A 25,878-nucleotide genomic window follows, 5' to 3' on the forward strand; every position below is an offset into this window, starting at 1 on the left:
TCTGCTCTTAGCGATGACTACTCGTGGACCCGCATCGAAGCGGTGCCCAGGCGATCGATCTCGACGAGGACGGTCGTGCCGGGCAGGAGATCGACCGGACCCGTCAGGCCGCCGGAGATGATCAGGTAGCCGGCCTCCAGCCCCCGACCCGACCCCGCCAGCCGCCGCACGAGCCAGGCGACGCTGGCCGCCGGATGGCCGAGGGCGGCCGCACCGGACGACGTCTGGAACAGCTCCCCGTTCACCGTGACCACCGCCCCCACCCTGGACAGATCGAAGGCCGGCCTGGTAACCCGGCTTCCGAGCACCACCATCCCGGCTGACGAGTTGTCGGACGTGTTGTCGAGCGCCCGGAACCGGAAATCCATAAACCGTGAGTCGACCACCTCGATGACCGGCATCACGTAGGCGGTCGCGGACAGGACGTCCTGCGCCGACACGGCGGCGCCCTCCAGATCCTCGCCGAGCACGAAGGCGATCTCCGGTTCGGCCTTGGGGTGGATCAACTCGCCCAGCGACACCCGCCCGTCCGAGACGATCATCGGGTCGGTGAGCCATCCGTAGTTGGGCGAGTCGACGCCCATGGCCTGCCGCATGGCTGCCGAGGTGAACCCGAGCTTGGCGCCCACCACCCGCTCGCCGGCGGCCAAGCGCAGGGCGACCCCGTGGTCGGCGATGGCGTAGGCATCGGCTTCGGTGAGTCCGGGATGATCGTCGGTCAACCGGGTGGTGGGGGTCCTGGACCGGCGGGCCTCGTCGAGCCGGCCGGCCAGTTCCGAGATGGTCTCCCGGTCGAGACCCGGCGCCGCGGGGCTTCTCATGCCACGGACAACCCGACCGAGCCGATCCGGTCGAAGGAGGCGACCACCGAGTCTCCAGGGCCGATCGGGACCGCGCCGGTCAACGCCCCGGGCAGGACCACGGAACCGGCGGGGAGACCCCCGCCCCTCTCTGCCAGCTTCCGCACGAACCAGGCGACCGCCGCAGCCGGATGCCCCAGCACGGCGGCTCCGGCAGCGGTCCCCACCAACTCGCCGTTCTTCTCGAACACGCATCCCACCAATGACAGGTCGATGCTCCCGAGGGGTACGGGATTCCCGACCACGAAGGCGCCGGCGCTGCAGTTGTCGGCCACCACGTCGGCCAGCGTGAACGAGTAACCCGCGAAGCGCGAGTCGAGGATGTCGAGCGCCGGCGCCACGGCGGCGGTGGCGGCAAGGACATCGTGCAGTCCCACCGGCCCTTCGAGATCGCGAGACGTGATGAGGGCGATCTCCGGCTCGGCCCGCGGCTGGATCAGACGGCCGCTGTGGAGAGGTTGTCCGGGGTCCAGGCGGTGCCGGTCGGTCAGCCACCCGTACAGCGCTTCCGACACCCCCATCTGCTCCTGCTTGGCCCGGCTGGTCAGGCCGAGCTTGGCCGCGACGATGGTCCCGCCACCGGCCACGGCCCGCGCCAGAGCCGCATCCTGGATGTCGTAGGCGGCGTCGACGGTGAACTCGCGCTCGCTCGTCAGGGAGCTGATCGCGGTCCGGCTTTCGACTGCCTCTGCCAGCCTGGCCGCTAGTCCCTCCACCAGATCGCTCTGAGACTGGCGCTCATCCATTGGCGGTCCCTTATCCCGCAAACGCAGGTTGGGCCGCCGCAGCCCGGCGCTGCAGCTCCATCGCCACGTCGATGATCATGTCCTCCTGGCCACCCACCACTCTCCGCTCCCCCAACTCGAGCAGGATGTCCCTGGTGGGGACCCCGTACCTCTCGGCCGCCCGCTTCGCGTGGAGAAGGAACGACCCGTAGACGCCCGCGTAGCCCAGGAGTAGCCCGTCACCGTCGATGACTCCCTGCTCGGGACGGATGGGGCGCACTGCCCGGTCTGCCACCTCGATGAGGGAGATCGGATCGATGCCGGTCTCCCAGCCGGTCTTCTCGCAGGCAGCCACCAGGACCTCGGTCGGGCAGTTCCCGGCCCCGGCGCCCAGACCGGTCATGCACCCGTCGATCTGGTCCACCCCTTCCTCAAGGGCGGCCAGTGAGTTGGCGACCGCCAGGGACAGGTTGTTGTGGGCATGGACTCCCACCTGGCATGACAGGCCGTCCTTGAGGGCGGCCACCCGGCGGCGGGCGTCGTCGATGGTCATCGCCCCGGCCGAGTCGACCGTGTAGACCACGTCCGCCCCGTACGACTCCATGAGCCGCGCCTGTTCGAGCAGCGCCTCCGGTTCGATCATGTGGGACATCATCAGGAACCCCACCGCCTCCATGCCCAACTCCTTGGCCAGAGCGATGTGCTGCTCGGAGATGTCGGCCTCGGTGCAATGGGTGGCGACGCGGGCAACCCGGACGCCCATCCCCGCGACCCGACGCAGGTCGTCCTTCACCCCGATGCCCGGGAGCATCAGCACAGCGATCTTGGAGTCGACCGCCGCCTCGACAGCCGTCCTGATCAGGTTCATCTCGTTGGTGTGGGAAAAGCCATAGTTGAAGGATGAACCGCCCAGCCCGTCGCCGTGGGTGACCTCGATGACCGGAACACCGGCCCGGTCCAGCCCGGTCACGACCCGCCGGACCTGGTCCTCGGTGAGCTGGTGGGCCACCGCGTGCGAGCCGTCGCGCAGGGTGGAGTCGGTGAGGCGGAAGGCGGCGGTCATCGGGCGGCTGCCACGGCCTCGGCCACACGAACGGCCGAAGCGGTCATGATGTCGAGATTGCCTGCGTACGGAGGCAGGTAGTCGGCGGCTCCTTCCACTTCGAGAAGCACCACCACGCGGGCCTTCACGTCGCCGCCGGGGGTGCGGAACAGGTCCTCGTCGAACACCGGTGCCGCCTTGATCCGGTACCCGGGCACGTACGAGGCCACGATGCGGACCATCTCGGTGATCGAGTCGGCCACCTCGTCCCGGTCGTACCCGTCGCCCAGGGCGCAGAAGACGGTGTTGCGCATGAGGATAGGGGGCTCGGCCGGATTGAGGATCATGATCGCCTTGCCGTGGTCGGCCCCTCCCACCTCGACCAGCGAGGCGGAGGTGGTCTTGGTGAACTCGTCGATGTTCTGCCGGGTGCCCGGTCCTGCCGACACCGACGAGACCGTCGAAACGATCTCCGCGTAGGGGACCGGCGCCACTGCTCGGACCGCCGCCACGATGGGGACGGTGGCCTGCCCGCCGCAGGTGATGAGGTTGAGGTTGGTGGCGTCGAGATGGGCTTCGAGGTTGACCGGGGGGACCACGAGGGGCCCCAGCTTGGCCGGGGTCAGGTCGATCGCCGTGATCCCCGCCTCCCGGTAGCGAGGGGCGTTCATCCTGTGCACCCATGCGGAGGTGGCCTCGAACACCAGGTCGAACCGGTCGGCTTGTGCGATCAGCCAGTCCGGTCCCTCCGAGGTCGCCTCGACTCCTTCAGCCGCGGCCCTGGCCAGTCCTTCCGAGTCGGGATCGATGCCCACCATGGCGGCCACTTCGAGGACGTCGGAACGGAGGAGCTTGTGGAGCAGGTCGGTGCCGATGTTCCCGCTGCCGACGATGGCGCACCGCATCCGGCTCAAGTCAGGCCATCCTGAGCGCGACCGGGCCCAGACGGTCGAATTCGGCCCGCACCGCGTCGCCGGCTCGCACATCCACGGCGGCGTGTAGCGAACCGGTCATGACGAACATCCCCTCCTCCAGGGTGACATTGTGTCGGGCGAGGGTGTTGGCCAGCCACGCCAGCGCGGCCAGCGGGTTCCCGAGAGCGGCGGCGCCGGCGCCGGTAGCTGCCACCGAACCGTTGAGCGAGAAGGTCATGCCCACCAGCCGCAGGTCGAAGTCGATGGGCACGACCCGGCTGCTCATCACCACACCGCCGATGGATGCCAGGTCGCTGATGGTGTCGGCCAGCTTGATCCGCCAGCCGGCTATCCGGGAGTCCACCACCTCGATGGCGGCCACCGCGCCCCCCACCGCCCGGGCGGCCTCGAGGGTGGTCACTCCTGGACCCTTGAGAGGCCGGTCCAGGACCAGGGCGATCTCCGCCTCCACCTTGGGCTGGATGAATGCGGACGCGTCGAGGTCCCCGTCGTGGACCATGGAATGGAGTACCGGCCCGAAGTCCGGATCGGAGATGCCCATCATCTGCTGCATGGCCTTGGACGTCAGGCCGAGCTTGTAGCCGGATATCGAATCGCCGTCGGCCAGGAGCATGGAAGCGAAACGGGTCTGCACGGCATAGGCATCATCGGCCGTCATCCCGGGGTCGGCGTCGGTGAGGGGCTCGATCGGAACCCGGGTCATCCGGGCCGCGTACAGCGCTTCGGCCCTCTGCTGAGCGGTGGTCATCGGTTGCGGTCCTTGCCTGGCCTGACGCCTCTACCGTACCCAAGCGGCCGCGGAGGCACTCAACAACGTTCTTCTATGCGGTACGGGTGCGGCGCCTGCCCATTCACTGCGAAGGTCACCAACCCGCCGGTTTCCTGGTGACCGCGACACATGGAGAGGCATTTCCTTGACAACGACAGAGACCGCCCTGAACGGGCGGTCTCGGCCCTACCGTCGGATCGATAGGGGAAGTACAAGGGAAGTATACCGTGACCCCCCGCCTCGCCTCAATGGCCCGTCCACACCATCACGGGGTCACTTCCTATATCCCAGCTGATGCGACGCGACGGCCGCGGCTTCGAGGACCGACTGGGTCAGGGTGAGCATCTCCGGACCGAGGCGTGACTTCGGACCGGCAACCGAGACGGCTGCCGCGACGGTGCGGGTCCGGGTGCGGATCGGGGCCGAGACCGAGATGACCCCCAGCTCGGACTCCTCGAGATTGCGGGCGTAGCCAAGGCGACGGATCTCCACCAGTTGCCTGCGGAGCGTCGTGGTGTCGGTGATGGTGTGGACCGTCTTGGGCTCCATCTCCCATCCGTCGAGGGTCCGGTCCAGCATGGAGTCGTCGAGGTGGGCGAGCAGGCACTTCCCGGTGCTGGTGGAGTGGGCCGGCTGCCGCCGCCCCACCTTGATGAAGAGACGCAGCATGTGCGGCGAGTCGAGGCGCTCGATGTAGATGACTTCCCGATTGTCCAGCACCCCGGCGTGGACCGTTCCCCCGGTCACGTCCTGGAGCCAGTTCATGGGTGGGGCCAGGGCGGCATGCAGGTTCAGGCCGTTCACCGCCGTGTTGCCCAGGTCGTACATGGCCAGGCCGAGCCGGTACCGGGCTGTGCCCGGGTCCTTAACCAACAACTGCTCCTCGGTGAGCGTGGTAACCAGCCGGTGAACGGTCGACTTGCCAAGGTCGAGCCGGCGGGACAACTCGGTCACCCCCATCTCCGGGCCGTGGACCGAGATCTCCTTGAGTAGCCGGGCGGCGTTACGAACCGATGACAGCGTCCGGGCGCTCATGCATCCCCCCGGAGGGCGGTGAGCAGAGCACGGCGCACGGCCGTCCGGTCACCCGTGCGCGAGGCCGCCCTCACGGATTCGCTCCACGGCGCCAGCCCGCACGCCACCAGACCGTGGGCGCGGGTCAGCCCGGCGGCATCGGCGGCGGCCAGCTCGTCGACCAACCCGGCGTCGCCGGTGGCGTGGGCGCGGATGGCCTCGTAATCCCGGGCGGCCGCCAGATGGGCATTGGCCAGGCCGGTGCCGGCGTGGGTGGCGTGGTGGGAAGACAGATCCGAGCCGGGCCGGACCACTAGGTGGTAATGGTGGCCACCGATGCCGATGACCCTCCGCACCCCGGCCGGATCGGCCCCCTCGGTCCCTTCGGCGCCGGCCAGAGCGGGGAGCACCACCGGGTCGAGGAAGCGGAGGGTCCACGCCATCCCGTCGTGCTCCTGATCCCAGGCCACCTCCTGGCCGCGGGGAGCCGCCAGCGACTGACCGGTGGCGATCACGTGCAGGTTGCGCGCCCCGGCCGCCACCACGGTGAACGGCTCCCCCAGGAGCGCCAAGCTGCCCTGGATGGCCGGCGGATGGGTCGCTGCAACCCGGCGATAGGCGGCATGGACATTCCGGACGTAGTCCGCCATGGAGGTGCGCAGGTCTTCGGGCCTTGCCCTGCTCATGGCACCAACACTAACCGTTCCGTTCCTACATACGGAACAAGGATGTTGGCGCCCGACCGGCCGCCGTAAGTTACGGCCAGGCCTCGAAATCGTGGAAGGAGCGACCCGGTTGGGCATTCTCCGGCTCAGTCACGTGGACATAGCGGTGCCGGATCTCGATCTGGCCTCCGCCTACTACACGGGCGTCATGGGGATGATCGAGGTGGAGCGGACCTCGGACCGGGCCTTCTTCAAATGCTGGGACGAGGAGGACCATCACTCCCTGGCGGTCCGCTACGACCCCCGCGTCGGTATAGACCGGTTCTCGTTCAAGGTGGAGGACGACGAAGATCTGGCCGAGCTCGAGGACCGGGTCGAGTCGTTCGGCTTCCGGGTCGAACGGATCTCGAAGGGGGAGGAGATCGGGCAGGGCGAGTCGATCCGGTTCGCCACCCCGTCCGGCCACACCATGGAGTTGGTGCGGGAGGTGGAACGGGTTGGCGGCCTGCTCCCCAAGCTCAACCCGCCCCCGGCGCCGCTCGACCTGCCGGGTATCGCCCCACCCCGGATGGACCACCTGCTGGTCACCGCCGAAGAAGTCGGGGAAGCCACCAAGTTCTACACCGATGTCCTCGAGTTCAGGATCACCGAGCAGCTTCTCGACGGGGAGGGCCGCCAGATCGGGACCTGGCTGGAGCGCAGCCACTCTCCGCACGACCTGGCCGTGGTCTCGGGACCGAACGGTGGTCTCCACCACTTCGCCTTCTGGCTGGACGACTGGGATGACGTCCGCCGCTCGGCCGACATCCTCGCCTACCACGCCATCCAGATCGACGTGGGTCCCACCCGGCACGGCATCACCCGCGGGAGCACCATCTACTTCTTCGATCCGATGGGCACCCGCAACGAGGTGTTCACCGGCGGGTACCGGCCCGATCCCGACTTCCCCACCATCACCTGGACGGAGGACAACATCGGCAAGGCCATCTTCTACTACGAGGGCGAGCTCAACGAGCGCTTCATGAAAGTCCACACGTAAATGGTCTCCCTGCGAAATAACTTGCTGCGGCCTGCTAGCCAGCGACGCCCCTCGCTGCGTTCCGCCTCCTCAACGTACCCTACGGGTACGCCTTCGTCAGCGGGCCTTGCGACGAACGCCGCTGCCGGCGCATACCACAGCGCCATTCCACAGGGCGACCATTGATGGGCATCCTGCGTCTCTCCCACGTGGTGGTCCGGGTCCCGGATATCGAACTGGCTACGGCCTACTACTCGGAGGTGGTCGGCCTGATCGAGACGGCCAGGGAACCCGAGCGGGTCTACATGAAGTGCTGGGACGAGCACCAGCACCACAGCGTGATCCTCGAGTACGCGCCCACCTACGGCTTGGAGAGGTTCGGGTTCAAGGTGCAGCATGAGTCCGATCTGGATGACCTGGCATCCCGCATCGAAGCGGCCGGGATCGCCACCAAGCGGTTCGAACCCGGCGAACTGGGCATCGGGTCCGGCGCGACGGTGCAGTTCGTGGCGCCCTCCGGCCACACCACCGAACTGGTGTGGGGCATGGCGCAGGTCGGGAACCTCCTCCCGCTGACCAACCCGCCGCCCGAACCGCAGGGCCTGGTGGGAATCCACCCGCCCCGTCTCGACCACATCTTCCTGATGTGCGAGGACGTGGACGAGACCACCGCCTTCTACACGGATGTGCTCGACTTCCGCCTGACCGAGCAGATCCTGGCCGATGACGGGCACCAGCTGGTCACCTTCCTGGAACGCACCCACACCCCCCATGACATCGCCTTCATCACCGGACCGAACGGAGCCTTCCATCACATGGCCTTCTGGCTGGACGACTGGAACGAGGTCCGCAAGGCGGCCGACATCTGCTCCTACCACGGCATTGCCATCGACGCCGGCCCCACCCGCCACGGCGCCACCCGCGGGCACGGTCTGTACTTCTTCGATCCCGCCGGCAACCGCAACGAGGTCTACACCGGGGGCTACTGGGCCGACCCCGACCGGGAACCGGTCACTTGGACTGAGGCGGAGATCGGGCGGGCCGTGTTCTACTACGAAGGGGTAGTCGACCACCGCTTCATGACGGTGCACTCGTGACCCGCAAGCGGCCCGACCTCCCTCGCACCGAGCGGGACGAGGCGCCCATGTACCTGGCGCGCTACCTCGAGCGGGCCACCAAGGCCCCTGACCACGACGAGGACAGCGACGAAGCCATTCCCCTGTACCTGCGCCGCTTCCGGCAGCGCCGGTCCACGGAGACCATCACCGCGCCGCTGCCGCCACTGTGGGAACGGTCCGACCACGGCATGCAGATGGTGCTCAGCGAGGACAACCGCAACAAGGAGATCGGCGCCCCACCCCAGGCCGCCCGCCCGGTGGTCAACGACGTCTACCTCGTCCGGCACGCCGAAACCCAGGGATACTCCACGGAGGCCGGCATCACGCCGTTGGGCGCCTGGCAGGCGCGCTCTGTTGGCCACACGCTGGCTCGCCGGGTCGGCGCCGGGGAGAGGATCGTGCTCGCCCATGCGGCCACCAACCGGGCCGGCCAGACCATCGAGCAGATCCACCGCTCCGTGCTGGACGGGTTGGAGCTGTTCGAGAAGGACGTCAAGGTCATCGACCCGAGGGCGTACGACGAGTTCCGCAACTTCATGGTCGCAACCCCGGGCGGCATCATGGACGTGACCGCCGCCTTCCGCCTCTACTACTCGGTCCTGGAGCGGTTCGAGCGCATCGCCCTGGGCGACCGCCCCGCCTGGCTGGTCGAGATCGACCGGTTCTGGCGTACCCAGCATGGCGGAGGCGACCCGATCCAGCACTGGCTCACCATCCCCATGCTGCACTTCGAGCCGCCCGCCCTCTGCGTGCGGCGGTTCTGGACCGGGATCAGGTCCCTCGCCGCCGCCGATCCCGGGGCCCGCATCGTCATCGCCACCCACTCGGGCCCGATACGCGCCTTCGCCATCTGGGCGTTCGGTTACGACCCGGGCGAGCCTTACAACACCGAGCACGTGCGGGTGAAGCTGATGGAGGGAGGCCGGGAAGCCCTCGTCATCTACCGCAACCGGGTCCAGGAGGTCATGGTTCCCGACATCGGCGACCTACCCACCTGGTCGCTCGACGAGGATTGGACACCGCCACCGTCGGCATCCGACCACCGGCATGTGTGATGCGTGCCCCACCGTCAGCCCCGATGCCAGCCTCCCCCGTCCGGCGCCGACCCCCGACCGGGAGCCCAACATGAGTAACCGGTTCATCATCTGGTTCAACGACTACCGGACCGAGGACAGGCCCAGGATCGGGGGCAAGAACGCCGGGCTGGGCGAGATGATCAACGCCGATCTCCCCGTTCCGCCGGGTTTCGCCATAACCACGGACGGGTTCGAGACCATCAGGAACCACCCCCGGACCGTGGAGGAGGTCAGGGCTCTCCTGGCCACGGTCGACTTCGGCGATCCCCCCGGTATAAGGGAGGTGTCCGGGCAGGTGCGGTCCCTGATCGAGGCCATACCCATGTCGGCCGGAGTGGAGGACGCCATCCGCGCCGCGTATGCGGAGTTGTGCTCGCGTTGCAATCAGGACGACGTGCCCGTCGCGGTCCGCTCGAGCGCCACCGCCGAGGACCTTCCGGACGCCAGCTTCGCCGGGCAGCAGGACACCTTCCTGTGGGTGCGGGGCGCCGCCACCGTCGTCGAGCATGTCAAGCGGTGCTGGTCGTCCCTGTTCACGGACCGGGCCATGTCGTATCGCCACGAGATGGGGTACGACCACCAGGTGGTGTCGATGTCGGTGGCCGTCCAGCAGATGGTCGATCCCAAGTCGGCGGGGGTGGCCTTCACGCTCGATCCGGCCACCGGGGACCGGTCCCAGGTCGCCATCGAGTCCTCCTGGGGCCTGGGCGAGGCGGTCGTGTCGGGAGAGGTCACCCCTGACAACTTCCTGGTGGACAAGGTGATCCTCGAGATCCACTCGCGCACCGTCTCCCCCAAGCACACCGAGCTGGTGATGCGCGCCGACGGAGACGGGGTGGAGTGGCGTGACGTGGTCGCCGCCAGGCAGCAGAGCCCGTCGGTCAGCGACACAGAGCTGCTCGAGATCGCCCGCATGGCCAAGGCGGCGGAACGCTACTTCGGTTCCCCCCAGGACATCGAGTGGGCCGTGGACCGCCACCTGCCGGAGGGTCGCAACGTGGTGATGCTCCAGAGCAGGCCCGAGACGGTGTGGAGCCGCAAGGCCCCTCGCCAGGTGTCCGAGCCCACGTCGGGATTCATGGACAGCATCGTGTCCACCCTGCTCTCCCCTATCCACACGCGGGATCCCGCATCCATCGATGACAGGGAGGCATGACAGGACCTGAACAGCGGAGTCGAAGACAACCGGCAGAACCGAGAAGCATCCATTTCGAAAAGGAGACCAACAAATGGCCAAGCGCTTCCCCAGTCCGTTCGAGGCTGAGACCCCACCCGGCGCCGAAGGGTGGCAGGATCTGTACACATACTCCCTCCCGTTTTCCGAGGATCGGCGGGACTACGAGGAGGCCACCTTCTGGTTCCAGGACAGCATCCACTGGGCGGAGCCGCTCACACCCTGGGACGCCACCTGGTACGAGTACGCGATCGCGGCGCTGTCCCAGTACAACACGCGTCACTACCTGATCCCGCCGGCCCTGGGAATCGACTACCGGGTACTGAACGGCTACACGTACCTGACCCCGGTACCCGTCCTGGACGGCGCCGAGATCGAGGCCCGCGTACCGCAGTTCATGGAGCGGGCCGGGTTCTATTTCATGAACTGGGGCGACCTGTACGACAAGTGGCTCGTCAAGATGAAAGACCTGATCGACGAGATGGAGAGTCTGAGCTTCTCGCCTCTTCCCGAGAAGGAGGACCTCGAGGTCATCACGGAAGGCCACGGAACCGGCTCCGGACTCACCATCCAGGAGGAGTACCGTCGCCTGCTGAACCTCGGTCTCAAGCTCTGGCACTACCACTTCGAGTTCCTGAACCTGGGCTACGCGGCCTATCTTGACTACTTCGGATTCTGCAAGCAGGCCTTCCCCAACATCCCCGACCTGGCGATAGCCCGGATGGTCGCCGGGGTCGAGGTGGACCTGTTCCGGCCGGACGAGGAGCTCAAGACCCTCGCCGCCATCGTGGCGGACAACGGGTTGGAGGACCAACTGGCGGGCGGCTTGGACGCCCTCGAGGGCACGCCGTTCATGGACCACTGGAACTCCGTCAAGCACCCCTGGTTCAACTACTCGGCGGGCAACGGCTTCTACCACAGCGACAAGGTCTGGATCGAGCATCCGGAGATCCCGCTGGGCTTCGTGGCCGGGTACGTCGAGCGCCTCAAGGCGGGCGAGGACATCTCGAGGCCCATCGAGAGGATACGCGCCGAGCGCGACCGGATCGTGGAGGAGTACACGGCGTTGCTGTCCTCGGACGAGGACCGCGAGGCCTTCCAGGGCAAGCTGGGCCTGGCCCGGGTGGTCTTCCCCTACGTCGAGAACCACAACTTCTACGTCGAGCACTGGAGCCACTCGGTGATGTTCCGCAAGATGAAGGAACTGGGCGACGTATTCGTCAAGGAAGGGTTCCTGGCCTCTCGGGACGACGTCTTCTACATGAAGCGGGACGAGGTCAACGAGGCCCTCTGGGACATGTACTCGGCCTGGGCGGTGGGCACCAGCCCACGCGGCCCGGTCTACTGGCCACGCGAAGTGGCCCGGCGCAGGGGCATCGTCGACGCCCTGCGGCAGTGGAGCCCGCCCCCGGCCCTGGGCGAGCCGCCGGAGGTGGTCACCGAGCCGTTCACGATCATGCTCTGGGGCATCACCTCGGAGAGCATCGGCATGTGGCTGGGCGCCGGGGACGACGCCGACGGCGGCCTGCGCGGGTTCGCCGCATCTCCCGGAGTGGCGGAAGGCCCCGCCCGGGTCATCATGTCGGCCGACGACATCGGCCAGCTCCAGGAAGGCGAGATCCTGGTGGCGCCGATCACGGCGCCGAGCTGGGCGCCCGCCTTCGGCACGATCGGAGCGGCGGTCACCGACATCGGTGGGATGATGTCCCACGCCGCCATCGTGTGCCGGGAGTACGGCCTGCCGGCCGTCACCGGAACCGCCTTCGGCACCAGGGACATCGAGACCGGAACGATGCTGCGGGTCGACGGAAGCTCCGGCACGGTGACCGTCCTCGACTGACAGCGGGCGGAGGCAGACGGATCAAAGGCGTACGCGGACAAGGAGGGTGCCGAAACCCAGCTGGATAGCCTTCCGGCACCCTCCTAGACACAAAGGAGAGAAGCAATGCTTTCCAAGGAGCAGAACGAACGGCTCACCCGGGTCGGTCCGGGTACGCCTATGGGCGAGCTATTGCGCCGCTACTGGTATCCGGTCGCGTTCACGAGGGAACTCGACGAGTGGCCCATCCGCAAGGTGAGGTTGCTGGGCGAGGACTTCGCCCTGTGGAAGACGCCGCAGGGTGGCTACGCCATCGTCCAGGAGGCCTGCCCTCACCGGGCCGCCTCCCTGATCTACGGCGTGGTCGAGGAGGACGGCCTGCGGTGCGGCTACCACGGGTGGAAGTTCGACTGCTCCGGGAACTGCATCGAGCAGCCGGCCGAGCCGGGCAAGTCCGCCTTCATGCGGCACGTCAAGGCCTTCGCCGGCAAGGCAGAGGCGCTGGGAGGGATGGTGTGGGCATACATCGGCCCCGACCCGGCCCCGGTGCTGCCCCGGTTCGACGTGTTCGTGGATCCGGGTTTCGTCGACGTGGGCCACTCGATGCTGCCCTGCAACTGGCTCCAGATCATGGAGAACTCGGTCGATCCCCACCATGTCGAGTGGCTGCACGGTCGCTACTTCGAGTTCCTGGGCGCCCAGCAGGGCTTCGTGGCGCCCAAGTCCTTCCAAAAGAAGCACCTGAAGGTTGGCTTCGACGCCATGGAGTGGGGCATCCTGAAGCGCCGGGTCCTAGAGGGTCACACCGAGGAGGACGATGACTGGGCGGTGGGCCATCCGCTGGTGTTCCCGCACTCGATGCGGGTGGGCGGCGCCGGCATCGATCAGATGCAGATCAGGGTGCCGATCGACGACACCACCACCTGGGCGATGTTCTACTCGAACCACCACCCCGACGGCCTCGACACCTATCCGGAGCAGATCTACCCGGTCGACTACGAGTACAAGTGGCTCGACGACAAAGGTCGCCACATCGTCGACTACATCGAGGGCCAGGATGTGATGGCGTGGGTGAGCCAGGGCAAGATCGCCGACCGGACCTCCGAGCACATCGGCAAGTCCGATATCGGCGTCATCATGATCAGGCGCATGTTCAAGGCCCAGATGGCCCGCGTGGAGGCCGGGGAGGATCCCACGGTGGCCTTCACCAGGGTGCCCCAGGAACGGATCGAGCTTCCGTGCGAGAAGAAGAAGTTCGGCGCCGGGATCGACTTCGCCCTGGCCTGGCTGGACATGGGCTCCACCCGCTACTCGCCGGCCCTCGACACCCTGCGCAAGATCCATCTGGAAGCCGCCCGGGCCCGGGGTGAGATGCCGAGCTCGGACGAGTACGCGGTGAGGCAGCCTTTCGACGCAGGCGCGCCTCGGACCATGTGATGCGATGACGGAGCAACGCGTCTCCGGCGCCCACTGGTGGGATCCCGACCGGATCTCCCACCTGGCGGACAGGCCCCGCCATTGCCCCAACTGCGGAGGTGCGGTGACGGGAGCGGAGGGCATCTCCGTCGAGTACTGGGAAGCCGATCGGAAGGTGTTCCACACCTGGTGCAACGCCTGCGGCTGGGCCGGCGACATAGTGAGAATCCAACGAATGGTCGGCCACGAGCCCGAGGACTGAGACGCACCACTTGTCGCGCCGGTTCTGAGCGAGCAGCTGCTCGGCTAGTCCGCGGCCTTCGGGATGGCGGTTGCGGTCGGGCGTTTGGTGACGCGATACAGGGCTAGGAGGGGCCAGGTGGCGATGGCGGGGCCGATCAGCCAGATGGGTCGGGTCAGCCACCATTCGAGGGTGGGTTCGGCCGGCGGGACGTAGCCGAAGCCGAACAGGATGGCCACCACCACGGCCATGCCGGTGGAGTGGAACAGGTAGAGCGGCATGGCGTGCTCGTTGATCCAGCCCACCACCCGCTGGGCTAGGTCCCCCTTCTCCAGCCATGCGAGGACCTTGGGCCGGATGACCAGCACCAGCCCCACCTGCAGGAAGGTCAGCGCCACGATCGCCAGGGTCGGGGGTCCCATGTTGGAGAAGCGTTCACCGGGTACGCCCACGAGAGAACGCGGGTAGAAGCCCATGTTGGTGAGGGCCACCAGCGCGAACAGGCCGGCCCAGAACATCATCCAGCCGGTGCGGGCAGGAGCGGCCACCAGACGGTCGTAGAAGAAGCCGAGTTGGTGGGCAAGGCCCCAGATGACCAGGAAGTTGGCCCAGGCAGCCCAGCCCTGACCCTGGGTGAAGCGGAGCACATCCAATACCCCTGCCAAGCCGAGTAGCCAGACCGGTGCGATCTCGCCCCAGCGCCAGTGGGCCCGGATGGCGATCGGTGCGATGAGGACCATCACCACGTACACCACCAGGAACCACAGCGGCGACAGCACCAGGATCACTGCTGACCAGATCCAGGCGGGATCCACGGTCACCTCCAGCACCCAGCCGATGATGACCCACACGGCCACCAGTCCCAGCGCCGGTGCCAGCAGCCGTCCCATCCGGCGCTTCAGGAACCGCCGGGAGGTCCCTCGGGTGTAGTTACGGAAGGACCGATGGTGCGTGTAACCGCCCACGAAGAAGAACACGGGCATGACCTGCAGCACCCACGTCGCCACCCAGAGGCCGCGGGTGGACCCTATCGGATTCGACGGCGACACCGTCGAGGGCGAGACCACGAGGATCGTGAACACCCAGTGCCAGATCACCACCACCACCAGCGATATCGACCGCAGAAGATCTACATACTGGTCCCGATACGCCGCCATCCGCCCGGAATCCTACCCATTGGGCACTCGCCTGGTTGGCCCAGATCGTGGCAAGCCGGGTGTCGCAGCGGCACCCGGTTGGCGGGACACGGCCGCATGACCCGGACACGATGGATACAGTGAACGAAGCGGCTCGCACGAGCGGGAATCGGGATCCGCCGACAGCGAGTCCGATCCCCCTTGTCGGATCGTGAGCTACTGGTCCTCGAGTGGGAAGGATGGGCCACCACAGTGCGGTTAGCCGTCGGCTGGATCATTGCCGGCACCTTGCTCGCAGTCACCGTGTTGGGTGCGATATCTTCTCAAGACACCCCGGAGACAGCGACCTGGATGGTGATCAGCGTTGCGGTCGCAGCCGGGCTGGGAGCGATGATCGTGTCGGCCGGATCGGTGCCGGCCCGTGGCAGGACGGGACTCCTGCTTGCGATCTTGCGAGCCATGTTGTCGGTCGCGGCGGGTGTGGTCACCCTCCTGAGCACGATGGTCGCCGGATGCAATGACTTGGGCGGGGTTCCCAGCTGGGAGCGCTGCCACACCTGGTTGGGCAACCCGACCGTCGACTGGCCGGGGGCGCCTTTGCTCGCGCTCGCGCTCGCTCTGGGCGTCGGCTATCTCGTCTGGTGGCTCTTCGGGAGGGTGTTCTCAAGCCGTGCGGACGAGCAATGACCCCGCGAACGAGGCTCCCGTAACCGGCCCGACCGCCAGGGGTAGCATCACCGGCAGATCGGGTACCGGTACTGTCCGGGAGGTGCGACAGATGCAGGGCGAGATGGTCAAACTGGGCTTCGAGCAGTCGCGGCGCCTTTTGGAGAGTTCCAGGAAGGTGATCCCCGGGGGGGTCAACAGCAACGTCCGGATGGGGGAACAGCCCCACCCCATCTTCTTCGAGTCGGCGGAGGGACCCTACCTGTTCGATGCCGACGGGAACCGGCTGATCGACTACGTGATGGGCCAGGGCCCCATGCTCCTCGGGCACCGGCCCGATTTCGTCCTCGAAGCTGTCGAGCACCAGCTGTCACGGGGCATCCTCTACGGCGGCCAGCACGAACTGGAGGTCGAGGTAGCGCGCCTCGTGACCCGGATGGTGCCCTCCGCCGAGATGGTGCGCTTCAACATGACCGGCACAGAGGCGGTCCAGGCCGCCGTCCGGATAGCCCGCGCCGCCACCGGCCGCAGCCTGGTGGTCAAGTTCGAGGGCCACTACCACGGCTGGGCCGACAGCGTCCTCTTCAACGTGGGCAGCGGGTCAGAGCCCGCAGCGGAAGGCCCGGGGCTGGCGGCCGTGCCCGAGTCTGCCGGCATGGCACCGGAGGCGGGCTCGTCCCTGATCGTCGTGCCCTGGAACGATGCGGGCGTGATCGAAGAGGTACTGGCATCGGTGGGCGATTCGGTGGCGGCGGTCATCATGGAGCCGGTCATGGCCAACAGCGGGGTGGTTGAACCGGTCCCCGGCTACCTGGAGGCAGTGCGCGACCTGTGCAGCCTCCACGGGATCGTTCTCATTTTCGACGAGGTCATCACCGGTTTCCGGGCCGGCATGGGTGGCGCCCAGGGCCGATACGGCGTGACCCCTGACCTCACCACCATGGGCAAGGCCCTCGCCTCAGGCTTCCCGGTCGGCTGTGTGGCCGGCCGGCGGGAGATCATGGAGATCGTCAGCACCGGCGCCGTCACCCATGCCGGCACCTTCAACGCCTCTCCGATCAGCATGGCCGCCGCCCGGGCGGCTCTCGAACACCTGTACCTGGGCGGCAGCGAACTCTACGGCGCGCTGGAGGCGGAGGGCCTCCGCCTCATGCAGGGGCTCCGCGGGGTGATCGAGGACCGTGGCGCGCCGTGCCTGGTCCAGGGCCTGCCCACCATCTTCAACCTGATGTTCACCGGGATGGCCGGAGTGAGGGACCACCGCGAGGTCCTGATGACCGACAAGGCCCGGCGGGCGGCCTTCCTGTCGCACCTGGCCGCAGCCGGGGTACGGATCTCGGGGCTCGGCAACCTGTTCCTGTCCAGCACCCACACCGGGGACGTCATCGACAGCACCGTGGAGCGCTTCGACCAGGCCCTTCGCTCCTTCCTGTCGGGGTGACACCCGCCCTAGGAAATCCGCCCCCGCTCGAGCAGGCCCGGGTGCGGACGGTGCTGGGGGAGATCCCCGCTGCCGAGCTCGGCACCACCCTGGTCCACGAGCACCTGCTGGTCGACATCCGTTGCAACTGGCGGCCGGACGACGACCCCGCCATCGCCTTCTGCCCGGTGACTCCGGAGCGCCTGGGCCGCGTCCGGGCCAGCCCGTTCGCATGCCGGGACAACCTGGTGGTGGACGAGCCCCATGTCCTGGTAGAGGAACTCAAGCGCTACCGCGCTGCCGGAGGTCATACGATCGTGGACGCCACCCCGCCCGGCCTGGGCCGCGATGCTCGCGTCCTCGAATGGCTGGCGGCCGAGTCAGGTGTGAACATCGTGGCCGGATGCGGCTTCTACGTCGAGGCCACCCATCCGGCCGGCCTGCACCGCTGGCCGGTGGAGGATATCGCCGCGGAGATGATCCGGGACCTCACCGAGGGCATGGACGGTACCGCGATCAGGGCCGGTGTGATCGGCGAGTTGGGTGTCACCGGCTACCCGATGGAACCGGCCGAGCGCAAGGTGTTACAGGCCGCCGCTCTGGCCCAGCAGCAGGTGGGCTGCGCCATCATCGCCCACTCGGCCGCAGGGGCCGACTCACCCCTGGAGGTGATCGAGGTGCTGTCGGACGCCGGCGCCGACATGAGCAGGGTGGTCCAGAGCCACCTCGACGACCGGTTTCGCTCCGACCTCGACCGCTACCGGCAAGCCGTGAAGTGCGGTGCCGGCCTGGGCCTCGACACCTTCGGCCGGGAGCTCTACTACGCGATGCGCAAGACCTGGCTCCCGTCGGACGAGGACCGCATGGACGCCCTGGTCATGCTGATCGAATCAGGATTGACCGACCGTATCTTCCCCGGCCAGGACATCTGCTTCAAGCACGAACTGGCCGCCTACGGCGGTCACGGCTACGACCACTTCCTCCGCCACATCGTCCCTCGTCTCGAAGCCCGGGGTGTTTCCGACGCGGATCTGGACACGCTCCTACAGAAGAACCCCGCCCGCCTGCTGGCCGGACACTCCGGTGCGGGCCGCAGCGAGTAGTACAATCCCGGGCATGAGCGATACCACCGACAAGGACATTCTGAGCGTCGTGGCGTGGGTACGGGCCGAGCCCGGCGCCGAGGACACGGTTCGGGAGACGCTGGCGGGCTTCGTTGCCCCCACCCTCAAGGAAGAGGGTTGCGTCGACTACCAGCTGCACGGCGTCAACGACGATCCCGGCCTCTTCTATTTCGTCGAGTACTGGCGGAGCGAGGAAGACCTGGAACGTCACATCGCCTCGCCCCACATCCGCGACGGAAGCGCCGCGGTCACGCACCTGATCCTGGAGCACGGCGAGATGAGGATGACGCAGATCGCCTGAGCGACCCCGGCTTCGGCCGTGGGACTGGTTCAGCGCCGGGTGGTGATGGCCACCTGTTCGACCAGGAGGTCGGCGGTCACGGTGCGCAGGGCCGCCAACTCGGATGCCGCCCTGCCATGCCAGTAGGCGGCCGACCGGGCCGCCTCCGCGCCGTCCCCCCCGGCGGCGGCCCAGAACGCTCCGATCATCCCCGCCAGCACGTCGCCGGTGCCGATGGTGGCGAGCTCGGGTCCGCCCGAGTTGACCAGCCAATGCTCCGCGCCCATGACGAATGTCGGCGCTCCCTTCAACAACACGGTGGCTCCCGTGTCCCCGGCCAATAGGGCCGCCTCCCGGTAGGTTGCCGCCCGTCCGGTCAAGCGTTGGAACTCTCCCGCGTGCGGCGTGATGACGGTGTCTCCCTGGCGGGCAAGTTCTCCCGGATCTCCGAGCGCGTTCAGGGCGTCGGCGTCGGCTACCACCGGCCCCCGCCTACCCCGGAGAAGCCCGGTAACAAAGCGTCCGAGGTCGGGAGACGAGCCGAGGCCGGGCCCGATGATCACGAGATCGAAGCGCTGAGCGAGTTCCAGCACCTGGGGGAGGTCGGCCGCCGATAGCGAGCGGCCCGATCCGATCGCCCGGGTCATGATCTCGGGTGCCCGGACCTTTTCCTCGACCGTGGGGGGACAGGCGATCATCACCGCCCCGGCACCGGCGCGCAGCGCCGACCGGGCGGTCAGCGTGGCGGCCCCGTCCAGGCCGTCCGATCCACCCACCACCAGCACCGAGCCCGCCGACCACTTGTGCGCGGTCCGGGACCGCACGGGAAGAGGAGCGTCCCCCTGCTCGCACAGCCACAGCTCCGGCTCTACATCCGGCAGGCCTATGTCGGCCACCACGACATCGCCGCACCGGTCGGGACCGGAGCCCACCAGGTGCCCGACCCGGTATCCGTGGAAGGTGACCGTGGCCCGGGCACAGGGTGTGCCCTCGGCCGCCTCGCCGGTGGTCGCGTCCAGCCCGGAGGGTACGTCGACCGCCAACCACGGCACGCCGGCTGCCTCGCCGGGGCCGGGCCGCGTCCACGATGAGAGGTCGGGGGGCTCGCCCCGGAAGCCCGCTCCGAACAGAGCGTCGATCACCATGTCGGCGGGCCTGGTATCCGACCAGCTCCGAACCCGCGCCCCTTCCCGGCTGGCCAGGTCGCGCGCCCATATCGCCGGATCGGTGCGCGGCTCGGCCAGCGGATAGATGTCCACCGCTATCCCCCGCCCTGCCAGATAGCGGGCCGCCACGTACCCGTCACCCCCGTTGTTCCCGGGACCGGCCAGCACCGCCACCCTGGATCCGTAGCCCGCCCCCAGTGCGACCGCCTGCAAGGCGACCGCCAGGCCGGCCCGGTCGAGCAGGGTGCGCGGATCCACGGCGGCCGCCGCATCCTGGCGCCGGGATTGTTCAGCCGTGAGAACCGGAATCATCAGACAGAACTGTATCGCCTGCCCACCCGGACGGGGAGTGTCCCGGTGCGGCGTATTATCCGAGGCGTCCCGGTGTTCTCGCACTTGAGCACATAACGACCTGCAGAGGGAAGGAAACGGCATGACCATTGTCCTGGCGACCTACACGACGGCACCCGGCAAGGACGGCGAAGTGGCGGACCTGCTCAGGGGCTACACGGCTCTAGTGCTGGAGGAGCCGGGGTGCCTCGCGTTCGAGGTCTACAGGAGCGTGGACGACCGGCGCAGGTTCCTGCTGCTGGAGAAGTATGTCGACCGGGCCGCGTTCGCCGCGCACCAGGCGACCGAGCACTTTACGGAAGTGGCTGTGAAGCAGATCCGCCCGCTGCTGGACGACCGTAGCGTCGAGATCGTGGACTCATAGGCCGGGAGTTTCCGGTCCGGGCCGGATGTCCTTCCGGTAGGTGGTGCGGATCGGACCGGCGAGGGGTCAGAGTCCGCCGCGGCCCAGCGCGCCCAGCCCGCCGGTGCTGCGTCCCTCCAGGCGGCGGCCGATAGCGTCGAGGCTGGCGGCCACCACGAGCGCCGCGCCGGCGCTCACGCGGAACCAGAACGGTGCCACGCCGAACAGGAGAAGCCCGTTGTTCAGGAGCCCGACGAACAGCACGCCGGCTATCACCCCGATCAACGATCCCCGACCGCCGCCGAACGCGACGCCGCCGAGGAGCACCGCGCTCAGCACGTTCAACTCGAGACCATCCCCGGTGAGGGGGGGTGCCGCATCAAGCCTCGAGACCAAGATCATCGCCCCCACCGCACTTCCCGCTCCGGTCGCCATGTAGAGGTAAACGGGTATCGCCTTGATCCGGATCCCCGCCCTGAAGGCTGCTCTCGCGTTGACGCCGATGGCCACGACGTAGCGACCCCATCTCGTCCTGTAGAGGAATATGGCCCCGAGCAGCAGGGTCACCGCGGCAATGGCGACCGGAACGGGTATCTCCAGCCAGCGGACCCGACCCCGGCCGATGATCGCGAAGGTGTCGCCGAATCCCGATGCTGTCCTTGCGTCGGTCACCACGAAGACCACCCCGCGGACCCCTGTGAAGAAACCCAGGGTCACCACGATCGGCGACAATCCCAGCGGGGAGCACAGTATTCCCTGCGCGGCGCCGACCGCCACACCGAGCAGTACCACGATGATCAGGGCGGGTACGATCCCCGTGGTTTCCAGGAGCTTTCCGAGAATAACCGCACACAGGCCGGTGATAGAGCCGATGGCGAAGTCGACATATCCGGCCATCAGGAGCAGCGCGCTCGGTATGGCAAGGGTGGCGATGACGGCGGTCTGCAACAGGACCAGGCGGAAGTTCGACACGGTGAGGAACCGGTCGGAGAAGATGGCGAAGAAGACAACCTCCACCACCAACGCCCCGACGATCCCGTTGCGGAGGATCTTCGCCCAGGTACCTGCGATCTCCTGTTGGTTGTCTCCAAGTAGAGCCGCGGCCCGCGAACGCAGCCCTAAACGCTCACGTCCGGGCATCAGGCCTCGATCCGGGATCCATCTTCATGAGAACAGGCGAGGCGGCCGTTGAGCATGCGTCCTAACACCGCTCACCGACCGCCCCGAAATACCTGACCTGGTGATCTAGCCCAGGAATTGCGCGTAGTTGTCCAGCACCTGCTGCGCGAAGTTCGCCATACCCGGCGTGATTGCCACGTAGTTGAGTACGAGGCTGGTGGGCGGCTGCCCTTCGAGGATGTTGGCAGGAAGGTCCGCCACGGCCTTGCCCAACTGGTCGATGATTATGGCTCCCGAAACGCGGTAGATGCCGTACTCATCGGCACCGGCCAGCAGCTCCAAGGCCTCGTTCTGTCCGTCCATTCCCCCGACGAAGATCTCGCCCGGATCCCGGCCATCCTGCTCGATCTGGGCCACGAATGCCTGATAGGCGCCGAGCGCTCCGCCGTCGTTGATCCCGATGACCATGTTGAGTCCCGGATCAGCCTGGAGGAAGGTCTCCGTTGCTTCCAGTCCGGTGGCCTCGGCAACCGACTCCGCCTCGAGAGGAGCCACGCCGGTCGCTTCTGTGATGATCTCTCGGATCGGATCGGTACGGTCTGTACACGCCCTTCCGCACTGATCGAACGTGAAGAGCGCCCAGGAGAAGGTCTCCGGATCGCCCGTGAAGTCCTCTTCCAACCAGCGAAGAGCCTCAGCTGCCACCGCGCGGGCTCCGTCGACGTTCGCGTAGACGATGGACGAGTCACCACCGGGGACCGCGGTCGAATATCCGACTACGACGATGCCGGCATCCTTGGCCGCCTGCACCACAGGCAGGTACGGCTCGATGCCGCACAAGGGAAGGAACACGATGGCGGAGACACCGGCGGCCACGAAGCCCTCGATGTCCTGGACCTGCTTCTCGCAGTCGCCATTCGCCGAGCCCTCGACCCAGTCATAACCGCGCCGCTCGGCCTCGAGTCTGGCGGGGTCGGCGACGAGCCGGTATATCCCAGCACCCTCATTGCCAAAGCTGAACGCGATGGTGCCCTTGCTTGCCGCCGCCGCAGCAGCCTGCTCTGCGGCCATCTGCTCCGCCTCAGCCAACGCAGCCTCCGCCTCGGCCAGCGCAGCCTGGGAAGCCTCATCGCCCTCGATAGCAGCGGCAGCCGCCGCCTGGGCAGCTTCCAACTCGGCTTCAGCAGTCGCCAGCGCCGCGGCAGCCGCATCAGCTTCCGCCTGGGAAGCCTCATCGCCCTCCATGGCAGAGGCAGCCGCCGCCTGGGCAGCTTCCAACTCGGCTTGAGCCGTGGCCAGCGCCGCCGCGGCCGCATCGGCTTCCGCCTGGGCCGCCGAGGCCTGAGCCTGCGCAGCGGAAGCTTCGGCCTCAGCGCTTGCAGCCGCGGCACGCGCTTGGGCCGCAGCCGCGTCGGCCGCCGACGTGTCCGCCTCCTCGGCACCGCATGCCGCGCCCACCAGAGCCAGGACCAGTAGCAGGCCCAACAACCTCCACATCCTTACCGTTCTCACATCGCCCTCCCTAATCGCCCGCTTGCTCTGCCTGTAGCACGCGATGGCTACCCCATAAACATAGTGTCCCGGACCTCTGGACGTCCACAGAAATGGCACCGCCCTCTCGATCCCTGGGATTCTGGATGCGGCTGATCCGTAATCCGGACATTCGTGTCTCCAGCCCCGTTCTTGATACCCGGGGACCTCCACCCCTTACGCCGGTTAGATCCCTCCGTTTCGCGCCAGCCAGTCAAGGGTCACCCGATTGAAGGTGGCCGGATCTTGCATGCCGAACAGGTGCGATCCGCCGGGGAAGACCACCAGCTCCGCACCGGGAATCCCGTCGGCCAGCTCACGGCTGAAATACGGCGGCAGGCACATGTCGAGTTCCCCCACCGTGACGAGGGTGGGCGCTCGGACAAGCGACAGCCGATCCGCTTCGTCATGCGTCAGGTTGGCCTCGATCTGCCCGGCCAAGCCGGCCATGGGTGACGAGTTGGCCTTCATCCGTTGGAGAATCTCGAGGGTGAGGTCGTATTCCCTGGTGATGAAGTCGGGCGGGAACAGGTAGAGAAGCGCCGCCTCGTAGTAGAAGTCCAGACCGCCCTCCTCGAGGAACCGCTTCAGCAGCGACAGGTACATCCTGGCGTAGCCATGGGTCTTCGCCCAGGCGCCATGGAGCTGCAGGGTCGTAACCCGCTCGGGGAAGTCGATCGCCAGCCTGACTGCGATAGCGCCTCCGAGCGACATGCCGGACAGGTGGCAGGTATCGATCCCGAGATGGTCCAGGAGGGCGATCGTGTCGTCAACCATCATCGGGACGGTGTAGGGACCGGGCGGGGCCGAACTCCTCCCGGCTCCCCGGTTGTCGAAGATCACGCACCGGTAGCGATGCTGGTACTCCTCGACCTGGGGAAGCCAGCGGGAGCCGTCGGCGCCGGTGCCTCGCACGAACACCACCGGTGGGCCGTCGGCGGTACCGTGCCACTCGTAGTAGAGGTCGACGCCCGTGCTCAGGGCAGCTGTCGGCAAGAGAGTCCTTGGTCGCGGACGGCCATCCTAGGAGTTCTTCTGTTTACGAGCCGACCATCGGTGGGAAGCCCGGGCTCGGGAGGACCGCGGCGGCTCCCGCCGCGGCGTCCATCACCGCGTTCTCGGACAGGGGCGGCCCGGTCAGCTGGATTCCCAGGGGAAGGCCTTCGCCGTCCCGACCGTTCGGCACCGCGCATACGGGGAGCCCGAACAGGTCCTGGGCAACCGTGTAGTCCATCACCACATCACGGAACGGAGCCTCTCCGGCGCCGTCCGACGAGTCGTCCGGCGCCGAGGTCGTGGACGGTCCACCGGCCGTTATGGGGGTCGCAACCACGTCCACCTCGTCGAACAGGCGGGCGAAACGGTGCCGGAGGGCGCGCTTGGCTTCCAGGGCCGACAGGTAGTCGGCCAGGCCGATGTCCGCCGACATCTCGAGCCGTCCCCTCACATCGGCGCCGTATTCGGAGGCCCGCCGGGGGAAGATCCCCATGACTGACGAATGAACATGGTGCGCCTCCGCCATCTGGATAGTTGCGAAGGTCGGCCTGATCTCCTCGGCCCCGGAAAACCCGAGCTCGACGAGGAGGGCGCCCGCCTCCGACATCGCTTCGATGGCCGCATCGAACCGGATCCGCTGGTCCTCGCGGAGCGGCCGTGGATGGAGACCGGCCACCACTCCGACCCGGACACCGGCGAGCGAGGACGTCACCGTGGCCGAAGGCGGCGGGATGGGCAGGGTGCTCGGGTCCGAAGGGTCATATCCGGACATGGCCGACAGCCCGACCGCCAGATCCGGAACCGTTCGGGCGATCGGTCCCGGGTGGTCCAGGGACGGAGCGAGCGATACGGCGCCGCGCTTGGCAACCCGCCCGTAGGTGGGTTTGATCCCGGCCACACCACAGAAGCAGGCCGGGATCCGTATGGAACCACCGGTATCGCTCCCGAGTGCCAGGGGCACCATGCCCATCGCGACCGCCGCCGCCGATCCTCCGCTCGATCCTCCGGGTACGCGGTCCGTGTTCCAGGGGTTCAAGGTGCTTCCGAGCGTCGCATGCTGGGTGGTGATTCCCCAGCCGAACTCGTGCGAGCGGGTGGTGCCGACCACGATGGCCCCCGCCTGCCGCCAGCTAGCCACCGCGGCAGCATCGGACGGAGCGATGCGGTCCGCCAGGATGGTCGACCCGTAGCAGCCCACCGCACCCTCCACGTCGAAGAGTTCCTTGATAGCAACGGGAACGCCGTGCAGCGGACCGGCCCAAACTCCTCGCGCGAGCTCGTCGCTCCGCTGCCGAGCCTCGTCGGCGGCCCGCTCGCGGAACACCTCGCGAAAGGCGCCGATGGACGGATCCAGGAGTTCTATCCGGCGGAGGGACGATTCGACAACCTCGATCGGCGAGGTGCTCCCGCTCCGGTACGCGTCGATTAGCTCCGTGACCGAGTGCTGCCAGAGATCCACTATTCGGACGCACCGACCGAGACGTAGCCGGCGTCCTCGAGGCTTCCCGCCCCGCCCAGGACCCAGTAGATGACCAGGTCCTCGTCGCCGTCCGACTCGGCCCCGTGGACGACGTTGCGCGGGACGAAGATGATGTCGCCGGGCCCGACGTCGTACCAGTGGTCTCCAACCAGATGGCGGCCCCGGCCCGACTGGACGATCACGACCTCCTCCGCGTTCGGGTGCAGGTGCACCTCGTGAGTCCCTCCATGAGCTGGATAGATGGTCTGGCCGACGCCGGTCAGCTCGGCTCCGTTCCGTTCGTCGCTCACGAGCCACCGCACGTCCAGATGGCTGAAGGCCGTTCCCGAGAGGTCGGATGGGGGTGTGGTGTCGGCTCGAACCACGTATTCGGGCACTCGGGCCTCCTTTCCTGG

26 protein-coding genes are annotated in these 25,878 nt (G+C 67.6%); 12 read left to right on the forward strand and 14 right to left on the reverse strand.

From position 1 onward, the window contains the following. Nucleotides 1–17 precede the first annotated feature (17 nt). The 7 genes from OXM57_01145 to OXM57_01175 all read right to left on the reverse strand — a co-directional run bounded on the left by OXM57_01145 (nt 18) and on the right by OXM57_01175 (nt 6,031). Entirely contained in the window at nt 18–821 is an 804-nt protein-coding gene (locus tag OXM57_01145) for a fumarylacetoacetate hydrolase family protein (GenBank protein MDE0351285.1), read from the reverse strand. Beyond that, the gene (locus tag OXM57_01150; GenBank protein MDE0351286.1) at nt 818–1,606 is read right to left on the reverse strand and encodes a fumarylacetoacetate hydrolase family protein; all 789 of its coding nucleotides are present in this window, start codon (nt 1,604–1,606) and stop codon (nt 818–820) included. Before OXM57_01150 ends, OXM57_01145 begins: the two co-directional genes overlap by 4 nt. A 10-nt stretch (nt 1,607–1,616) precedes the next feature. After that, nucleotides 1,617–2,648, reverse strand: a complete 1,032-nt coding sequence (gene dmpG / locus OXM57_01155) for a 4-hydroxy-2-oxovalerate aldolase (GenBank protein MDE0351287.1) — start codon at nt 2,646–2,648, stop codon at nt 1,617–1,619. Then, the gene (locus OXM57_01160; protein MDE0351288.1) at nt 2,645–3,532 is read right to left on the reverse strand and encodes an acetaldehyde dehydrogenase (acetylating); all 888 of its coding nucleotides are present in this window, start codon (nt 3,530–3,532) and stop codon (nt 2,645–2,647) included. Before OXM57_01160 ends, dmpG begins: the two co-directional genes overlap by 4 nt. A 10-nt stretch (nt 3,533–3,542) precedes the next feature. Then, on the reverse strand, nt 3,543–4,310 hold the full coding sequence (locus tag OXM57_01165) for a fumarylacetoacetate hydrolase family protein (GenBank protein MDE0351289.1): 768 nt from the start codon (nt 4,308–4,310) through the stop codon (nt 3,543–3,545). A gap of 294 nt (nt 4,311–4,604) precedes the next feature. Further along, nucleotides 4,605–5,366 carry an IclR family transcriptional regulator gene (locus OXM57_01170; GenBank protein ID MDE0351290.1) on the reverse strand — a complete coding sequence of 254 codons (762 nt, stop codon included), beginning with the start codon at nt 5,364–5,366 and terminating at the stop codon, nt 4,605–4,607. Beyond that, a complete protein-coding gene (locus OXM57_01175; GenBank protein MDE0351291.1) occupies nt 5,363–6,031 on the reverse strand; it encodes a hypothetical protein in 669 nt (222 codons plus the stop codon). Before OXM57_01175 ends, OXM57_01170 begins: the two co-directional genes overlap by 4 nt. Nucleotides 6,032–6,140: 109 nt before the next feature. Between OXM57_01175 and OXM57_01180 the strand changes: the two genes are divergently transcribed. The 7 genes from OXM57_01180 (at nt 6,141) to OXM57_01210 (ending at nt 13,893) form a co-directional block, all read left to right on the forward strand. After that, nucleotides 6,141–7,049 (forward strand): catechol 2,3-dioxygenase, encoded by a 909-nt coding sequence (locus tag OXM57_01180; protein MDE0351292.1) that lies wholly within the window; start codon nt 6,141–6,143, stop codon nt 7,047–7,049. Between the two features lie 164 nt (nt 7,050–7,213). After that, entirely contained in the window at nt 7,214–8,125 is a 912-nt protein-coding gene (locus tag OXM57_01185) for a catechol 2,3-dioxygenase (protein MDE0351293.1), read from the forward strand. After that, complete coding sequence (locus OXM57_01190) at nt 8,122–9,201, forward strand: phosphoglycerate mutase family protein (GenBank protein MDE0351294.1); 1,080 nt, start codon at nt 8,122–8,124, stop codon at nt 9,199–9,201. Before OXM57_01185 ends, OXM57_01190 begins: the two co-directional genes overlap by 4 nt. A 70-nt stretch (nt 9,202–9,271) precedes the next feature. Further along, nucleotides 9,272–10,378, forward strand: a complete 1,107-nt coding sequence (locus OXM57_01195; GenBank protein MDE0351295.1) for a hypothetical protein — start codon at nt 9,272–9,274, stop codon at nt 10,376–10,378. A gap of 73 nt (nt 10,379–10,451) precedes the next feature. After that, entirely contained in the window at nt 10,452–12,236 is a 1,785-nt protein-coding gene (locus OXM57_01200) for a PEP-utilizing enzyme (GenBank protein ID MDE0351296.1), read from the forward strand. A gap of 105 nt (nt 12,237–12,341) precedes the next feature. Continuing rightward, entirely contained in the window at nt 12,342–13,652 is a 1,311-nt protein-coding gene (locus tag OXM57_01205) for an aromatic ring-hydroxylating dioxygenase subunit alpha (GenBank protein ID MDE0351297.1), read from the forward strand. Nucleotides 13,653–13,656: 4 nt separating this feature from the next. Then, nucleotides 13,657–13,893, forward strand: coding sequence for a hypothetical protein (locus OXM57_01210; GenBank protein ID MDE0351298.1), 237 nt, complete (start codon nt 13,657–13,659; stop codon nt 13,891–13,893). A gap of 44 nt (nt 13,894–13,937) precedes the next feature. Here the strand turns inward: OXM57_01210 and OXM57_01215 are convergent, their stop codons facing one another. Then, nucleotides 13,938–15,029: an acyltransferase gene (locus OXM57_01215; protein MDE0351299.1), complete on the reverse strand. Its 1,092-nt coding sequence runs from the start codon at nt 15,027–15,029 to the stop codon at nt 13,938–13,940. A 231-nt stretch (nt 15,030–15,260) separates the two neighbouring features. Between OXM57_01215 and OXM57_01220 the strand changes: the two genes are divergently transcribed. From OXM57_01220 to OXM57_01235, 4 genes are all read left to right on the forward strand, one after another. Next, nucleotides 15,261–15,695, forward strand: a complete 435-nt coding sequence (locus OXM57_01220) for a hypothetical protein (protein ID MDE0351300.1) — start codon at nt 15,261–15,263, stop codon at nt 15,693–15,695. A 91-nt stretch (nt 15,696–15,786) separates the two neighbouring features. Further along, the gene (locus OXM57_01225; protein MDE0351301.1) at nt 15,787–17,115 is read left to right on the forward strand and encodes an aspartate aminotransferase family protein; all 1,329 of its coding nucleotides are present in this window, start codon (nt 15,787–15,789) and stop codon (nt 17,113–17,115) included. 41 nt (nt 17,116–17,156) lie between these two features. Continuing rightward, nucleotides 17,157–18,197, forward strand: a complete 1,041-nt coding sequence (locus OXM57_01230; GenBank protein MDE0351302.1) for a hypothetical protein — start codon at nt 17,157–17,159, stop codon at nt 18,195–18,197. Nucleotides 18,198–18,210: 13 nt separating this feature from the next. Further along, complete coding sequence (locus tag OXM57_01235; GenBank protein ID MDE0351303.1) at nt 18,211–18,519, forward strand: putative quinol monooxygenase; 309 nt, start codon at nt 18,211–18,213, stop codon at nt 18,517–18,519. A 29-nt stretch (nt 18,520–18,548) separates the two neighbouring features. Here the strand turns inward: OXM57_01235 and OXM57_01240 are convergent, their stop codons facing one another. Next, entirely contained in the window at nt 18,549–19,976 is a 1,428-nt protein-coding gene (locus OXM57_01240; GenBank protein ID MDE0351304.1) for an NAD(P)H-hydrate dehydratase, read from the reverse strand. A 121-nt stretch (nt 19,977–20,097) separates the two neighbouring features. Here OXM57_01240 and OXM57_01245 point away from each other — a divergent pair, with 121 nt between their 5' ends. Beyond that, the gene (locus OXM57_01245; protein ID MDE0351305.1) at nt 20,098–20,379 is read left to right on the forward strand and encodes a putative quinol monooxygenase; all 282 of its coding nucleotides are present in this window, start codon (nt 20,098–20,100) and stop codon (nt 20,377–20,379) included. A gap of 66 nt (nt 20,380–20,445) precedes the next feature. Here the strand turns inward: OXM57_01245 and OXM57_01250 are convergent, their stop codons facing one another. The 5 genes from OXM57_01250 to OXM57_01270 form a co-directional block, all read right to left on the reverse strand. After that, complete coding sequence (locus OXM57_01250; GenBank protein MDE0351306.1) at nt 20,446–21,498, reverse strand: ABC transporter permease; 1,053 nt, start codon at nt 21,496–21,498, stop codon at nt 20,446–20,448. A 105-nt stretch (nt 21,499–21,603) separates the two neighbouring features. Beyond that, entirely contained in the window at nt 21,604–22,989 is a 1,386-nt protein-coding gene (locus OXM57_01255; protein ID MDE0351307.1) for a sugar ABC transporter substrate-binding protein, read from the reverse strand. Nucleotides 22,990–23,193: 204 nt separating this feature from the next. Next, nucleotides 23,194–24,003, reverse strand: a complete 810-nt coding sequence (locus tag OXM57_01260; protein ID MDE0351308.1) for an alpha/beta fold hydrolase — start codon at nt 24,001–24,003, stop codon at nt 23,194–23,196. 43 nt (nt 24,004–24,046) lie between these two features. Then, nucleotides 24,047–25,462: an amidase gene (locus OXM57_01265; GenBank protein ID MDE0351309.1), complete on the reverse strand. Its 1,416-nt coding sequence runs from the start codon at nt 25,460–25,462 to the stop codon at nt 24,047–24,049. Further along, nucleotides 25,462–25,860: a cupin domain-containing protein gene (locus OXM57_01270; protein MDE0351310.1), complete on the reverse strand. Its 399-nt coding sequence runs from the start codon at nt 25,858–25,860 to the stop codon at nt 25,462–25,464. Before OXM57_01270 ends, OXM57_01265 begins: the two co-directional genes overlap by 1 nt. Nucleotides 25,861–25,878: the final 18 nt, after the last annotated feature.

The organism is bacterium, assembly GCA_028820935.1.
In the GTDB taxonomy this organism is placed as follows: Bacteria; Actinomycetota; Acidimicrobiia; order Spongiisociales; family Spongiisociaceae; genus Spongiisocius.

What these genes read in the sequence shown, in the direction of transcription:
- OXM57_01145 (MDE0351285.1), bottom strand. Translation starts at nt 821, where the DNA reads ATGAGAAGCCCCGCGGCGCCGGGTCTCGACCGGGAGACCATCTCGGAA.
- OXM57_01150 (MDE0351286.1), bottom strand. Translation starts at nt 1,606, where the DNA reads ATGGATGAGCGCCAGTCTCAGAGCGATCTGGTGGAGGGACTAGCGGCC.
- dmpG (MDE0351287.1), bottom strand. Translation starts at nt 2,648, where the DNA reads ATGACCGCCGCCTTCCGCCTCACCGACTCCACCCTGCGCGACGGCTCG.
- OXM57_01160 (MDE0351288.1), bottom strand. Translation starts at nt 3,532, where the DNA reads ATGCGGTGCGCCATCGTCGGCAGCGGGAACATCGGCACCGACCTGCTC.
- OXM57_01165 (MDE0351289.1), bottom strand. Translation starts at nt 4,310, where the DNA reads ATGACCACCGCTCAGCAGAGGGCCGAAGCGCTGTACGCGGCCCGGATG.
- OXM57_01170 (MDE0351290.1), bottom strand. Translation starts at nt 5,366, where the DNA reads ATGAGCGCCCGGACGCTGTCATCGGTTCGTAACGCCGCCCGGCTACTC.
- OXM57_01175 (MDE0351291.1), bottom strand. Translation starts at nt 6,031, where the DNA reads ATGAGCAGGGCAAGGCCCGAAGACCTGCGCACCTCCATGGCGGACTAC.
- OXM57_01185 (MDE0351293.1), top strand. Translation starts at nt 7,214, where the DNA reads ATGGGCATCCTGCGTCTCTCCCACGTGGTGGTCCGGGTCCCGGATATC.
- OXM57_01195 (MDE0351295.1), top strand. Translation starts at nt 9,272, where the DNA reads ATGAGTAACCGGTTCATCATCTGGTTCAACGACTACCGGACCGAGGAC.
- OXM57_01200 (MDE0351296.1), top strand. Translation starts at nt 10,452, where the DNA reads ATGGCCAAGCGCTTCCCCAGTCCGTTCGAGGCTGAGACCCCACCCGGC.
- OXM57_01205 (MDE0351297.1), top strand. Translation starts at nt 12,342, where the DNA reads ATGCTTTCCAAGGAGCAGAACGAACGGCTCACCCGGGTCGGTCCGGGT.
- OXM57_01210 (MDE0351298.1), top strand. Translation starts at nt 13,657, where the DNA reads ATGACGGAGCAACGCGTCTCCGGCGCCCACTGGTGGGATCCCGACCGG.
- OXM57_01215 (MDE0351299.1), bottom strand. Translation starts at nt 15,029, where the DNA reads ATGGCGGCGTATCGGGACCAGTATGTAGATCTTCTGCGGTCGATATCG.
- OXM57_01225 (MDE0351301.1), top strand. Translation starts at nt 15,787, where the DNA reads ATGCAGGGCGAGATGGTCAAACTGGGCTTCGAGCAGTCGCGGCGCCTT.
- OXM57_01235 (MDE0351303.1), top strand. Translation starts at nt 18,211, where the DNA reads ATGAGCGATACCACCGACAAGGACATTCTGAGCGTCGTGGCGTGGGTA.
- OXM57_01240 (MDE0351304.1), bottom strand. Translation starts at nt 19,976, where the DNA reads ATGATTCCGGTTCTCACGGCTGAACAATCCCGGCGCCAGGATGCGGCG.
- OXM57_01245 (MDE0351305.1), top strand. Translation starts at nt 20,098, where the DNA reads ATGACCATTGTCCTGGCGACCTACACGACGGCACCCGGCAAGGACGGC.
- OXM57_01250 (MDE0351306.1), bottom strand. Translation starts at nt 21,498, where the DNA reads ATGCCCGGACGTGAGCGTTTAGGGCTGCGTTCGCGGGCCGCGGCTCTA.